Origin of the sequence: Kitasatospora atroaurantiaca (assembly GCF_007828955.1) — a bacterium.
GTDB lineage: Bacteria > Actinomycetota > Actinomycetes > Streptomycetales > Streptomycetaceae > Kitasatospora > Kitasatospora atroaurantiaca.
The window spans coordinates 4,954,417-4,968,657 of record NZ_VIVR01000001.1 but is presented as its reverse complement, the minus strand read 5'-3'; the positions used below and the strand labels follow the sequence as shown (position 1 = coordinate 4,968,657).

The 14,241-nt window shown below is 70.8% G+C and carries 11 protein-coding genes; all 11 read right to left on the bottom strand.

The window, feature by feature from the left end; all coding sequences use genetic code 11:
• Positions 1-9 precede the first annotated feature (9 nt).
• Positions 10-657, bottom strand: coding sequence for an L-threonylcarbamoyladenylate synthase (locus FB465_RS22715; RefSeq protein ID WP_145793287.1), 648 nt, complete (start codon positions 655-657; stop codon positions 10-12).
• A 125-nt stretch (positions 658-782) separates the two neighbouring features.
• Positions 783-1,649: a peptide chain release factor N(5)-glutamine methyltransferase gene (gene prmC, locus FB465_RS22710; RefSeq protein ID WP_145793285.1), complete on the bottom strand. Its 867-nt coding sequence runs from the start codon at positions 1,647-1,649 to the stop codon at positions 783-785.
• A 44-nt stretch (positions 1,650-1,693) separates the two neighbouring features.
• On the bottom strand, positions 1,694-2,770 hold the full coding sequence (prfA, locus tag FB465_RS22705; protein ID WP_145793283.1) for a peptide chain release factor 1: 1,077 nt from the start codon (positions 2,768-2,770) through the stop codon (positions 1,694-1,696).
• Positions 2,771-2,886: 116 nt separating this feature from the next.
• Entirely contained in the window at positions 2,887-3,111 is a 225-nt protein-coding gene (rpmE, locus tag FB465_RS22700; RefSeq protein ID WP_145793282.1) for a 50S ribosomal protein L31, read from the bottom strand.
• Between the two features lie 133 nt (positions 3,112-3,244).
• The gene (locus FB465_RS22695) at positions 3,245-4,324 is read right to left on the bottom strand and encodes an LCP family protein (protein ID WP_145793280.1); all 1,080 of its coding nucleotides are present in this window, start codon (positions 4,322-4,324) and stop codon (positions 3,245-3,247) included.
• Positions 4,325-4,532: 208 nt separating this feature from the next.
• Positions 4,533-6,617, bottom strand: coding sequence for a transcription termination factor Rho (rho, locus tag FB465_RS22690; protein ID WP_211785837.1), 2,085 nt, complete (start codon positions 6,615-6,617; stop codon positions 4,533-4,535).
• Between the two features lie 557 nt (positions 6,618-7,174).
• Complete coding sequence (thrB, locus tag FB465_RS22685; protein WP_145793279.1) at positions 7,175-8,092, bottom strand: homoserine kinase; 918 nt, start codon at positions 8,090-8,092, stop codon at positions 7,175-7,177.
• Between the two features lie 367 nt (positions 8,093-8,459).
• Positions 8,460-9,548 (bottom strand): threonine synthase, encoded by a 1,089-nt coding sequence (thrC, locus tag FB465_RS22680; RefSeq protein WP_145793277.1) that lies wholly within the window; start codon positions 9,546-9,548, stop codon positions 8,460-8,462.
• 8 nt (positions 9,549-9,556) lie between these two features.
• Entirely contained in the window at positions 9,557-10,849 is a 1,293-nt protein-coding gene (locus FB465_RS22675) for a homoserine dehydrogenase (RefSeq protein WP_145793275.1), read from the bottom strand.
• 141 nt (positions 10,850-10,990) lie between these two features.
• Positions 10,991-12,391, bottom strand: coding sequence for a diaminopimelate decarboxylase (gene lysA / locus FB465_RS22670; RefSeq protein ID WP_145793273.1), 1,401 nt, complete (start codon positions 12,389-12,391; stop codon positions 10,991-10,993).
• A 110-nt stretch (positions 12,392-12,501) separates the two neighbouring features.
• Positions 12,502-14,163, bottom strand: coding sequence for an arginine--tRNA ligase (argS, locus tag FB465_RS22665; protein WP_145793271.1), 1,662 nt, complete (start codon positions 14,161-14,163; stop codon positions 12,502-12,504).
• Positions 14,164-14,241 lie beyond the last annotated feature (78 nt).

Genomic DNA, 14,241 nt, shown 5'->3' with positions numbered 1-14,241 from the left:
AGGCCGCTGTCAACTGCCGGCCTCCAGGTCCGGGACGACCTCCCTCAGCTGCTCGGCGCTGATCGCGCCGGCCCGCAGCAGGACCGGAACCTTGCCCGTGACGTCGACGATGCTGGAGGCCTGTGCGAAGTCGGCCGTCCCGCCGTCGAGGTAGACCGAGATCGAGTCGCCGAGCTGGGCGAACGCGTCGTCGCAGTTGGCCGGCGACGGGCCGCCGCTCTTGTTGGCACTGGAGACGGCGAGCGGTCCCGTGGTGTTGAGCAGCTCGATGGCGACCGGGTGCAGCGGCATCCGGACGGCCACCGTGCCCCGGGTCTCGCCGAGGTCCCAGCGCAGCGAGGGCTGGTGCTTGGCGACCAGGGTCAGCCCGCCCGGCCAGAAGGCGTCGACCAGCTCCCAGGCCTGCTCGGAGAAGTCGGTGACCAGGCCGTGCAGGGTGGTCGGCGAGCCGACCAGCACGGGCGAGGGCATGTCGCGGCCGCGGCCCTTGGCGGCCAGCAGGGCGGCGACGGCCTCGGGGCTGAAGGCGTCCGCGCCGACCCCGTAGAGGGTGTCGGTGGGCAGCACGACCAGCTCGCCCCGGCGGATCGCCGAGGCGGCCTCGCGCAGCCCGGTGGCACGTTCCCCTGCGTCGGCACAGTCGTAGCGGCGGCTCATCGGTGCGGTCCCCTTCCGAGATGGCTCATGGCGTTGACGACGGTCACAGCGAGGCCTTGCGGGCCGTTGTGCTGCGCTGCATGTTCACAACGACGCCTTACGGGCCGTCGTGCTGCGTTGCATCCTCACAACGACGCCTTACGGGCCGTTGTGAAGCGCGGCCGGTTGTTCAGGTCGCGGTGGTCGGCGGTGTCCGTCCAACCGCCCTCTTCGTTGAAGATCCACGGCACCTGGCCGCCCTGGGTGTCGGCGTGCTCGATCACGACCGCCCCGCCGGGCCGCAGCAGCCGGGCCGCGACCCGCTCGATGCCGCGGATGGTGTCCAGCCCGTCCTCGCCGGAGAACAGCGACATCTGCGGGTCGTGGTCGCGTGCCTCGGGCGCCACGTACTCCCACTCGGTGAGCGGGATGTACGGCGGGTTGCTGATCACCAGGTCGAAGCGGCCGTCCCAGGAGCGGTCGTCCTCGAAGGCGCGGGTGGCGTCCCCCGCGTGCAGGGTGACCCGGGCACGGTCGGAGCTGGCGGCGATGTTGCGCCGGGTGTACTGCATGGCGCCCTCGTCCAGCTCGAAGGCGTGCACGGTCGAGCGCGGCAGCTCCTGGGCCAGCGCCAGCGCGATCGCGCCGGAGCCGGTGCACAGGTCGACCACCAGCGGCTCGGCCACGTCCATGTCCCGGACGGCGTCTATGGCCCACTCGACCACCGACTCGGTCTCCGGCCGGGGCACGAAGACGCCCGGGCCGACCTCCAGCTCCAGGTACCGGAAGAACGCGCGGCCGGTGATGTGCTGCAGCGGCTCGCGCGCCTCACGGCGCGAGATCGCCTCCCAGTAGCGGGCGTCGAAGTCGGCGTCCGGCACGGTGTGCAGCTGGCTGCGCTTGACGTTGTGGATGTGTGCGGCGAGCTCCTCCGCGTCGAAGCGCGGCGACGGCACGCCGGCCGCGGCCAACCGCTGGGTGGCCTGGGCCACCTCGGCGAGCAGCAGGTTCATCCGTACGCACCTCTGGTTTCTGCGAGCCGGCCTTCGGGCTCGGGTCAGTTCTCCTGGGCGGCGGCCAGCTTGGCAGCCGCGTCGGCGTCCACGCAGGACTGGATCACCGCATTGAGGTCGCCGTCCAGGACCTGGTCCAGGTTGTACGACTTGAAGCCCGTCCGGTGGTCCGAGAGGCGGTTCTCCGGGTAGTTGTACGTCCGGATCCGCTCCGAGCGGTCCACCGTGCGGACCTGGCTGCGACGCGCGTCCGAGGCCTCCTGCTCGGCGGCCTCCTGCGCGGCGGCCAGCAGCCGCGAACGCAGGATGCGCATCGCCTGCTCCTTGTTCTGCAGCTGGCTCTTCTCGTTCTGGCAGGACGCCACGATACCGGTCGGCAGGTGGGTGATCCGGACCGCCGAGTCGGTGGTGTTGACGGACTGCCCGCCGGGGCCCGAGGAGCGGTACACGTCGATCCGCAGGTCGTTCGCGTGGACCTCCACCTCGACCTCCTCGGCCTCCGGCGTGACCAGCACGCCCGCCGCCGAGGTGTGGATCCGGCCCTGCGACTCGGTGGCCGGCACACGCTGCACGCGGTGCACGCCGCCCTCGTACTTCAGCCGGGCCCAGACGCCCTGACCGGGCTCTATGGTGCCTCTGGTCTTCACGGCGACCGAGACGTCCTTGTAGCCGCCGAGGTCGGACTCGTTGGCGTCGATCAGCTCGGTCTTCCAACCGACCCGCTCGGCGAAGCGCAGGTACATCCGCAGCAGGTCGCCGGCGAACAGGGCGGACTCCTCGCCGCCCTCGCCGGCCTTGACCTCCAGGATGACGTCCTTCTCGTCGTTGGGGTCACGCGGGACGAGCAGCAGGCGCAGCTCCTCGGTCAGCTCGTCGCGCCGGGCCTCGGAGGACTTGACCTCGGCGATGAAGTCCGGGTCCTCGGTGGCGAATTCACGGGCCGCCTCGATGTCCTCGCCGGCCTGCTTCCAGGCGCGGTAGGTGGCGGTGATCGGCGTCAGCTCGGCATAGCGCTTGGAGAGCTTGCGGGCGTTCGCCTGGTCCGCGTGGACCGACGGGTCGGCCAGCCGCTCTTCGAGGGCTGCGTGCTCGACGAGGAGCTCTTCGACTGCCTCGAACATGGGGTGGGCCTACTTCCCGTGAAGAAATTGACTGAGGGGTGAGGAGACGCGAACGGCGCCGGCCCGGACGCCCCCGCCGAAAAGCGGGAACGCCAGAGACCGGCGCCGTGCGAGCGCTAGGCCTGCTTCGCGCTGTGGGTCTTGCCGAAGCGCGCCTCGAAGCGGGCCACGCGGCCACCGGTGTCGAGGATCTTCTGCTTGCCCGTGTAGAACGGGTGGCACTGCGAGCAGACCTCGGCGCGAATGACGCCGCTGGTCTCGGTCGAGCGGGTGGTGAACTCGTTGCCGCAGGTGCAGGTCACCGAGGTGACCACGTACTCGGGGTGAACGTTGGGCTTCAAGGGGTTCTCCTAGTGATCGGGAGGGCACCGGGTCGGCAGCTGACAGCCGCACGTGAACCGGGACCGACGGACCAGTCTGCCAGGACTGACCGCTTCTTCCCAAACCGGGTGACGGCCGCCGATATTCCGCAGGTCATCCGGCCTGGGCGGAGGCGCTCGCGGTCGGGTCGGCCGGGTTGGTCGGCTGCGAGCTCACGATGGCCTGCGGCACCGACCGGTCCGCCTTCAGCGCCGCCCACAGCTGGTCGGCCTGCGGCTTCTTCGCGACCACCCGGTTCGGGTCGGAGGGCGCCGTCACCACGGGCAGGGTGACCATGGTCAGCTCCTCGGGCCCAACCCCCTTGAGGGTGTCGGCCAGGCCCACCAGCGTACTGACCGAGGCCAGGTCGGAGTCGGTGGTGATGCTCCTGGTGAGCTTGTCACCCACCGACCAGAGCTTGGCCGGGTTGGACGTCAGCCCCATGTCGCCCACCTGCGACAGGATCGACTTCACCATCTGCTTCTGCAGCTCGATCCGGCCCAGGTCACTGCCGTCGCCGACACCGTGCCTGGTCCGTACGAAGGCGAGTGCCTGGTCGCCGCCCAGGTGGTGGGTGCCGGGGGCGAGGTTGAGGCCGCTGTCCTTGTCGTTGATGGCCACGGTGGTGGTCACGGTGACCCCGCCGATCGCGTTTATGAAGGACGCGAAGCCCGAGAAGTCGATCTCCACGAAGTGGTCCATCCGCAGACCGGTGAGCTGCTCGGTGGTCTTCACCGCACAGGCCGGGCCGCCCACCTCGAAGGCGCTGTTGTACATCGCGCTCCTCGCCGCCGCCACGCTCTTGCCGCCGGCACCGGTGCAATCCGGGCGGGACACCAGCGTGTCGCGCGGGATGCTCACCACGTCGGCGTGGTTGTGGGCCTGGTTGACGTGCACCACCATCGCGGTGTCGGAGCGCGCGGTGCCGTCGGTGTTGCCGCCGGCCAGACTGCCGTTGCTGCCGGCCCGCGAGTCCGAGCCCAGCACCAGGATGTTGAACGAGCCGTCGGTGGCGGCCGGCGGCCTGGCGGTGCCGAGCTGGGAGTTGATGTCCACGCTCTTGATGTTGCCGTTGAGCTTCCAGTACGCGTACCCGGCGGCCCCGGCGCCCGCCACCAGCAGGCCGGCCAGCGTCAGCAGGGCGATCCGCAGCCACCTGCCGCGTCTGCTGCGGACCCTTCGGTGATCGGTCATATCGTCTCGTCCTCGCACTGTGCGACATATGTCGCGTTTGCTCGTTCTGGTCGGTATGACCTCATATCGAGCATAAGCGAAGCCGATAGGCCTGGCCCGGGTCTTAAGCCGGCCTTGGAAAGCCGTGAGAACCCCGGGCGGGGAAGCCGTGAAGCCCCGGGCCGTCGAAACGGCCCGGGGCTTCACGGGATCAGCTGCCGATGCGGTGTCAGTCGCCGGAACCAGGGGTGGTCTTGGCGATCTGCATCAGGAACTCGGCGTTGCTCTTGGTCTGCTTCATCTTGTCCAGCAGCAGCTCGATCGCCTGCTGCGAGTCGAGCGCGTGCAGCACCCGGCGGAGCTTCCAGGTGATGGCCAACTCCTCGTTGCCCAGCAGGATCTCCTCCTTACGGGTGGAGGACGCATCGACGTCGACGGCCGGGAAGATGCGCTTGTCCGAGAGCTTGCGGTCGAGCTTGAGCTCCATGTTGCCGGTGCCCTTGAACTCCTCGAAGACGACCTCGTCGGCCCGGGAGCCAGTCTCCACCAGCGCGGTGGCGAGGATGGTCAGCGAGCCGCCGTTCTCGATGTTGCGCGCGGCACCGAAGAACTTCTTCGGCGGGTACAGCGCGGTCGAGTCGACACCACCGGACAGGATGCGGCCGGAGGCCGGCGCCGCCAGGTTGTAGGCGCGGCCAAGGCGGGTGATCGAGTCCAGCAGGATCACCACGTCGTGGCCCAGCTCCACCAGGCGCTTGGCGCGCTCGATGGCCAGCTCCGCGACCACGGTGTGGTCCTCGGCCGGGCGGTCGAAGGTCGAGGAGATGACCTCGCCCTTCACCGACCGCTGCATGTCGGTGACCTCTTCCGGACGCTCGTCGACCAGGACGACCATCAGGTGGCACTCGGGGTTGTTGTGGGTGATCGCGTTGGCGATCGCCTGCATGATCATCGTCTTGCCGGTCTTCGGCGGGGCGACGATCAGACCACGCTGGCCCTTACCGATCGGCGACACGAGGTCGATGATGCGGGTGGTCAGGATGCCCGGGTCGGTCTCCAGACGCAGGCGCTCCTGCGGGTACAGCGGGGTGAGCTTGCCGAACTCGGGGCGGTTGCGGCCGCTCTCCGGGTCCATGCCGTTGACGGAGTCCAGGCGCACCATGGCGTTGAACTTCTCGCGGCGCTCACCGTCACGCGGCTGGCGCACGGCGCCGGTGATGGCGTCGCCCTTGCGCAGGCCGTTCTTGCGGACCTGGGCGAGCGAGACGTAGACGTCGTTCTGGCCCGGCAGGTAGCCGGAGGTCCGGACGAACGCGTAGTTGTCGAGGATGTCCAGGATGCCCGCGACGGGGATCAGCACATCGTCGTCGCCGATCTGCGGCTCGGCCGGACCGGCCTCGAAGCCCTCGCGACGGCTGCCACGGCCACGGCGGTCGCGGTAGCGGCCACGGCGGCCGCGGCGACCGTCACCGAACTCGTCGTCCTCGAAGCCGCCGCCGGCCTGCTGCTGCCCGGCCGGCTGACGGCCCTGCTGGCCGCCGCCCTCCGGGGCACCCTGCTGGCCCTGCTGGCCGCCCTGGCGCTCACCGCGGTCGGTACGGTCGCGGCGGTTGCGCCGGTCGCGGCGCGACTCGCGGGACTCGCCGTCCTGCGCGGCCTGGCCCTCGCCGGCCTCCGGGCGCTCGCCCTCGCGGCGGTCCCGCCGGTCGCGGCGGTCACGGCGGGTCTCGGTACGGGCGTCGGCCTCGAGGCCACGGGCCTCGGCCGACTTGGTCTCGGTCTTGGCCTCGGCGACCACGGCCGCGGCCGGCTCGGCGGGGGCCTCGAGGGTCGGGGCACCGGCGGCCGAGGTGGCCCGACGGCGGGTGCGCTCGGCACGCGCCGGGGCACCGGCGGTCTCGGCGGCGGCCTGGACCGGGATCTCGATCTGTGCCTGCGCCTCGGCGGCAGCCGCGGCGGCGGCACGCGTACGGCGGGCCGGCTTCTCCTCCTCGGCAGCGGCCGGAGCCGGCTCTGCGGCGGCAGCGGCGGCCTTGGTGGCCCGCTTGGCGGCAGGCGCGGCCGGGGCGGCGCCGCCGGCGAGCAGCGGGTCCCCGCCGCTCTTCTCCTTGATGGCCTCGATCAGCTGGCTCTTGCGGAGGCGTCCGGTACCGCTGATACCGAGAGTCGAGGCGAGCTTCTGAAGCTCGGCCAGGACCAGGCCGTCCAGGCCCGCGGCGGCGGTGCGACGGCGCTTGGCCGGGGCCGCGGGGGCGGCGGCATCCGACGCCTCGGCGTCCGGGCGCGCGCCCATCAGATCGGTGGTGTCGCTCACTAAGGGTCCTTCCCTGGAGCGGACGTCGGCCTGTCTGGCACGGCGACCGGTTGTGCTGTCCTGACCAACGCTTGTCTGCGCTGGTCCGAGGCGGTGGTCCCCCGAACGGCGGAGCCAATCGGGAGAGAGCTGCGATGTGCGGTGCACTGTGGTGCGAAGTGGCGCGGCGGGTCGGTACTCGTGCCGACCCCGCTGCCTGCGATACCCGGGCCCCCGTCGCGTGGCGGTACCCCGGGCTCCGCCCGGCCGTGCCTCAGGTTGGAGGCCGCGGGAGCGAGTCAGGTGCCGTCACGGCTTCGGGATGCGGCCGCAATCGCGCAGGCAGGCTGCGTACGCGCTGTGGCGGGCTCCCGGAGAATCGTGGTCCCGTACTTCCGGAACCCGCGGGCGCGGGATGCTGGGATCGGGACGCGGCGCACCGGGCCCCGGAGGGCATCTGGTGCAGCAATGAGGTTAACACTACCGACCCCCTGACACATTCCCCAGCCCTGTTCTTGTCAATCGTTTCTGTCTCACCAATCGTGCCGGTGCGTTCCCGCTGCTCAGCGCGTCAGGCGTCACGCGTCGAGCGGCAGGACGGATGCCCCGGCACGGTCCAGCTTCAGCCGGTGCGCGGCGAAAGCCGGCCCGACGAACTGAAGCAGCTTGTCGGCGCCCGCCTCGTCGGAGAGGGCGAGCACGGTCGGCCCCGCGCCGGAGATGACCGCGGGGATGCCCTCGGCGCGCAGCGCGCCCACCAGGGCGGCGCTGTCGGGCATCGCGGAGGCGCGGTAGTCCTGGTGCAGGCGGTCCTCGGTGGCGGCCAGCAGCAGCTCGGGACGCCGGGTGAGGGCCTCGACCAGCAGCGCCGCACGGCCCGCGTTGGCGGCCGCGTCGGCGAGCGGGACGGTCCTCGGGAGCAGTCCGCGCGCGGTCTCGGTGAGCACCTCGGTGGCCGGGATGAAGACGACCGGGACGACCTGCTCGGCCGGCTCCAGGGTGACCGCCTTGGCCGACTCCTCGTCCGTCCACGCGACGGTGAATCCACCGCGCAGACAGGCGGCGACGTTGTCGGGGTGACCCTCCAGCTCGGAGGCGAGGGCCAGCAGTGCGGCGTCGTCCAGCGCGGACGGGCCGCCGATGGTGACGGCGCGGGCGGCCACGATGCCCGCACAGATCGCGGCCGAGGAGGAGCCCAGGCCACGGCCGTGCGGTATGCGGTTGGCACAGACCACCTCGAGGCCGCACGGCTGGCCGCCGAGCCGGTCGAAGGCGGCGCGCATCGAGCGGACCACCAGGTGGCGCTCGTCACGGGCCAGGGTGTCGGCGCCCTCGCCCGCGATGTCCACGGTCAGGCCGGAGTCGGCGACCCGGACGACCACGTCGTCGTAGAGACCCAGGGCGAGTCCGAAGGCGTCGAAACCGGGGCCGAGGTTGGCGCTGGTCGCGGGGACCCGGACCCGGACGGCGGCGGCACGGAACGCAGGACCGGCCATGTGCTTGGACTCTCCTGGGAAGTTGGGCGGTGGCACGCGGGGGTCGCGCACAGCGCGTCGTCGAAAGCTGCCCGATTGCGTACGGGCCTCGGTGGTGCATGGGCGGGGTCTGCACGACAAGCCCCGGCGAGGCGGGCGGTCACGGTCATGGCGCGGCCCGCTGGATCCAGACTATCGAAGAGAGGTTCCACAGCGGTACACCCCGCCACCCTCCGATCTGCCGTGTTGCCGGTTCTGGCCGGAATGTGCACGAAATCGGTGCCGCTTGCCGTCCGGAAATTGACACAAAAGGTGTCATCCGAAACCCGCAGTGGACCGACCCCCGAAAGAGTCGGCCCACTGTTGACACAATGTCAGTCGAGCGGAATCAGTCGAGCAGTCCGAGGCGCCTGGCCGCGGCCTCGGCGTCGATCGGCACGACGTGCGGCTGCGGCGCACCGGCCACCGCCCAGTCCGGGTCCTTGAGGCCGTTACCGGTCACCGTACAGACGATCCGCTGGCCCGGGTCGACCAGGCCCTGCTCGGCCTTGGCCAGCAGGCCGGCCACGCTCGCCGCCGAGGCGGGCTCCACGAAGACGCCCTCCTGGGAGGCCAACAGTCGGTAGGCTGCGAGGATCTGACGGTCGGTCACCTTGTCGATGAGGCCGCCGGACTCGTCCCGCGCGGCGATCGCGTAGTCCCAGGAGGCCGGGTTGCCGATCCGGATCGCGGTCGCGATGGTCTGCGGCTTGAGGATCGGGTGGCCGTCCACGATCGGCGCCGAACCGGCCGCCTGGAAGCCCCACATCCGCGGGTTCTGCGAGGCGAGCCCGTCCCGGGTGTACTCGCGATAACCCTTCCAGTACGCGGTGATGTTGCCCGCGTTGCCGACCGGGAGGACGTGGATGTCGGGCGCGTCACCGAGCATGTCCACGATCTCGAAGGCGGCGGTCTTCTGACCCTCGATCCGGACCGGGTTCACCGAGTTGACCAGCGCCACCGGGTACTTCTCGGACAGTTCACGCGCAAGGGTGAGGCAGTCGTCGAAGTTCCCGTCCACCTGCAGGATCTTCGCGCCGTGGATCAGCGCCTGGCCCATCTTGCCGAGCGCGATCTTGCCCTGCGGAACGAGCACGGCCGAGACCATGCCGGCCCGCACCGCGTACGCGGCGGCGGAGGCGGAGGTGTTGCCGGTGGAGGCGCAGATGACGGCCTGGGCGCCGTCCTCCTTGGCCTTGGAGATCGCCATCGTCATGCCGCGGTCCTTGAAGGACCCGGTCGGGTTGGCGCCCTCGACCTTGAGGTAGACCTCGCAGCCGAGCCGCTCGGAGAGCACCTGGGCGGGGACCAGGGGCGTGCCGCCCTCCAGCAGGGTGACCACGGGGGTGGTGTCGCTGACCGGCAGGCGGTCGCGGTACTCCTCGATGAGGCCGCGCCACTGGTGGGTGTGGGCGCCTCTGTCGATCACGGCGTTCATGGTGGTTCCTACTCCCCTTCAACCCGCATGATGCTGGCCACGTCACGCACGCTGTCCAGCGCGCGGAGCTTGTCGACCGTCGCCGACAGGGCGGCGTCGGTGGCGCGGTGGGTGACCACGACGAGCGAGGCGTCGCCGTCGCGGCCCTGCTGGCGCACGGTGTCGATGGACACGCCGTGCTCGGCGAAGGTGGACGCCACCTGGGCGAGCACCCCCGCGCGGTCGTCCACGTCCAGGCTGACGTGGTAGCGGGTGACGACCTCGTCCATCGGCTTGGCCGGCAGCTGGGTGTACACCGAGTCACCCGGGCCGGTCGCACCGGCGAGCTTGTTGCGGCAGACCGCCACCAGGTCGCCGAGGACGGCGGAGGCGGTCGGCGCGCCACCGGCGCCCGGGCCGTAGAACATCAGCCGGCCGGCCGCCTCGGCCTCCACGAAGACCGCGTTGTACGCCTCGCGCACGGAGGCCAGCGGGTGGCTGAGCGGGATCATCGCCGGGTGGACGCGGGCGGTCACGGACTCGCCGTCGGCCGAGCGCTCGCAGATCGCGAGCAGCTTGACCACGCAGCCCATCTGCTTGGCGGAGGCGATGTCGGCGGCGGTGACCTCGGTCAGGCCCTCGCGGTAGACGTCGGCCGCGGTCACCTTGGTGTGGAAGGCGATGCCCGCCAGGATGGCGGCCTTGGCGGCGGCATCGAAGCCCTCGACGTCGGCGGTCGGGTCGGCCTCGGCGTAGCCGAGCGCGGTGGCCTCCTCCAGCGCCTCCGAGTACCCGGCGCCGGTGGTGTCCATCTTGTCGAGGATGAAGTTGGTGGTGCCGTTGACGATGCCCAGCACCCGGTTGACCTTGTCGCCCGCGAGGGACTCGCGCAGCGGGCGGATCAGCGGGATGGCGCCGGCGACGGCGGCCTCGTAGTACAGGTCCACGCCCGCGTCGGCGGCCGCCTGGTGCAGCTCGGCGCCGTCCCTGGCCAGCAGCGCCTTGTTGGCGCTGACCACCGAGGCGCCCTGCTTGAAGGCCGAGAGGATCAGGTGTTTCGAGGGCTCGATGCCACCGACCACCTCGATGACGACGTCGATGTCACCGCGGCCCACCAGCGCCTCGGCATCGGTCGTGATCAGGTGATCGGGCACCCCCGGACGGGTGCGGCCGGCCCGGCGGACGGCGATGCCGGCGAGCTCGACCGGCGCGCCGATCCGCGCGGCGAGGTCGGCGGCGTCCGTCGTCATGATGCGCGCCACCTCGGAGCCCACCACACCACAGCCCAGCAACGCCACCTTCAGCGGGCGCGTACGCATCATCCGACTCCGCTCTGCATTCTTGGTATCCGGCGGGCGGTTTCTCGGCGCTTTCCGAGTGCCCGCGCGGGTTCGGTCTGTTCCAGTCTCCGGGACTTTCCGCACGAAACTACGGTCGTTCCAGAATCTGAGACAAGAATTTCGTCATCCGATATCGAGACGCAGGAGATCCTCTTCCGTCTCGCGCCGGACGATGACCCGGGCGCTGCCGTCCCTGACGGCGACGACCGGAGGCTTCAGGGCGTGGTTGTAGTTGCTGGCCATCGAGCGGCAGTACGCCCCGGTGGCCGGCACCGCGATCAGGTCACCGGCGGCCAGATCGGCGGGGAGGAACGCGTCCCGGACCACGATGTCGCCGGACTCGCAGTGCTTGCCGACCACGCGCACCAGCATCGGCTCGGCCCCACTGGTCCGGGAGACCAGCGCGACGGAGTACTCGGCGTCGTAGAGCGCGGTGCGGATGTTGTCGGACATGCCGCCGTCCACGCTGACGTACGTCCGCAGGTGCTCCAGCGGCTTGATGGTGCCGACCTCGTACAGCGTGAAGGCGGTCGGGCCGACGATGGCCCGGCCCGGCTCCACGCTCAGCCTCGGCGCCCGGAGGTTCGCGGCGGCGCACTCGCGCCGGACGATCTCGGCCAGCGAGGCGGCGATCTCGGCGGGCTCGCGCGGGTCGTCCTCGCTGGTGTACGCGATGCCGAGGCCGCCGCCGAGGTCGATCTCGGGGAGCTCGATGCCGTGCTCGTCACGGATCTCGGCCAGCAGGCCGACCACCCGGCGGGCGGCGACCTCGAAGCCGGCCGTGTCGAAGATCTGCGAGCCGATGTGGGAGTGGATGCCGCGCAGTTCGAGGCTGCCGTGCGCGAGGGTCCGGCGCACGGCCTCCGCCGCGGCGCCGCCGTTCAGCGAGAGGCCGAACTTCTGGTCCTCGTGGGCCGTGGCGATGAACTCGTGGGTGTGCGCCTCGACGCCGACCGTAACCCGGATCAGCACCGGCTGGCGCACGCCCTGGCTCTCGGCGATCGCGGCGAGCCGGTCGATCTCCTGGTACGAGTCGACCACGATGTGCCCGACGCCCGCCTTGACGGCCTGCTCCAGCTCGTACGGCGACTTGTTGTTGCCGTGCAGGGCGATGCGGTGGCCGGGCATGCCCGCCGCCAGCGCCACGGCGAGCTCGCCGCCGCTGCACACGTCGAGGCTGAGGCCCTCCTCGTGCAGCCAGCGGACGATCGCCTTCGAGAGGAACGCCTTGCCCGCGTAGTACACGTCGGCGTCGATGCCCTCGGAGCTGAAGGCCTCGTGCCAGGCGCGGGCGCGGGCGCGGAAGTCGTCCTCGTCCAGGAAGTAGGCCGGGGTGCCGAACTCCTCGGCGAGCGCCGCGACGTCCAGCCCGCCGACGGTGACCACACCGTCGGCGTTGCGCGCGACCGTCCGGGACCACACCTTGGGGTCGAGGGCGTTGAGATCGCTCGGCGGGGCCAGATAGTGGCCCTCGGGCAGCACGTCGCCGTGGCGGGGGCCTGCGGGGTGTGCGGAGCGGCTCATGTGCTTGGTCTCTTCCTCGGTCCTCGGTCATGGCGAGGGGCGGTGTTATGGCGAGGGGCGGTGACGATTCCTGATGGATCGTCACCGCCCCCGTGTGCTGCGGGGGCCGGCTACATCCGCTCGGGCGTCGAGACGCCGAGCAGACCGAGGCCGTTGGCGATGACCGTACGCGTCGCGTCGGCCAGCCAGAGCCGGGCGTGCGTGAGGTCGGTGACCGGCTCGTCGCCCTTGGGCAGGATCTGGCAGTGGTCGTAGAACCGGTGGTACTTGGCCGCCAGTTTCTCCAGGTACGTCGCCACCCGGTGCGGCTCACGCAGCTCGCCGGCGCCGGCCAGCACGCGCGGGAACTCCCCGAGGTGGCCCAGGAGGTCGGACTCCCACTCGGTGGCGAGCAGCTCCGGCTTGAAGTCCTCGGCCGCGCACTTGACGATGCCGCGCTCGTTCGCCTTGCGCTGGACGCCGCACATCCGGGTGTGCGCGTACTGGACGTAGAAGACCGGGTTCTCGTTGGTCTGGCTGGTCAGCACGTTGATGTCGAGCGTGATCGTGGAGTCGGTGGAGGACCGCGCCAGCGTGTACCGGGCCGCGTCCACGCCGATCCAGTCGATGACGTCGTCGATCGTGATGATGTTGCCGGCCCGCTTGGACATGCGGACCTCTTCGCCGTCGCGAAGCATCTTCACGAACTGGCCGATCTTCACCTCGATGTTCCGGTCCATGTCGTCGCCCGCACAGGCGGCGATGGCCTTGAGCCGGTTCACGTAGCCGTGGTGGTCGGCGCCGAGCATGTAGACCGAGACCTCGCTGCCCCGGTCCCGCTTGCTCAGGTAGTACGCGGCGTCGGCGGCGAAGTACGTCGTCTCACCGTCGGCCTTGATCAGCACCCGGTCCTTGTCGTCACCGAAGTCGGTGGTCCGCAGCCAGATCGCGCCGTCCTGGTCGAAGACGTGGCCCTGCTCGCGCAGCCGCTCGATCGCCTTCTCCACCGCACCGGAGTCGTGCAGCGACTTCTCCGAGAAGTAGGTGTCGAAGTGCGTACCGAACTCGTCCATCGACCGCTTGATCTCGGCGACCATGAGCTTGAGGCCCTCGGTCCGGAAGACCTCCAGCTGCTCGTCCTCGGGCAGGTCGAGCACACCCGGGACGCCGTCGGTGATCGCCTTGGCGATGTCGACGATGTACTCGCCGACATAGCCGTCCGACGGGACGGGCTTGCCGTTGGCGGCGGCCTGGAGCGAGGCGGCGAACTTGGTGATCTGCACGCCGGCGTCGTTCAGGTAGTACTCGGTGGTGACCTCGGCGCCGGTGGCCTTGAGGACACGCGCGAGCGAGTCGCCGACGGCCGCCCAGCGGACCCCGCCGATGTGGATCGGGCCGGTCGGGTTGGCCGACACGAACTCCAGGTTGATCTTCAGGCCCTTGAGGGCCTCGTTCCGGCCGTACGCGGCACCGGCCTCGACGATCGAGCGGGCCAGCTCGCCCTGGGTGGCGGCGTCGAGGGTGATGTTCAGGAAGCCCGGTCCCGCGATGTCGACCTTGGCGACGCCGGGCAGCTCTCGCAGGCGCGCGGCGACCAGTTCGGCCACGGCTCGCGGCGGCGTTCCGGCCGCCTTCGCGAGCTGGAGGGCCACATTGGTGGCGTAGTCGCCGTGGTCCCTGTTCTTGGGCCGTTCTACCGTCACGTGCTCGGGCACGGCGACGGTCAGCTCGCCCGCCTCTACGGCGGCGCTCACTGCGGCCTGGACTGCCTGGGAAAGCTCTGCGGGTGTCACGACGCCAAGCGTAGGCGAGAGGGGGGATGGGCCCGCCACTCGGTTTACCCGTTGAGACGTGCGTGCCGCCCGGAAATG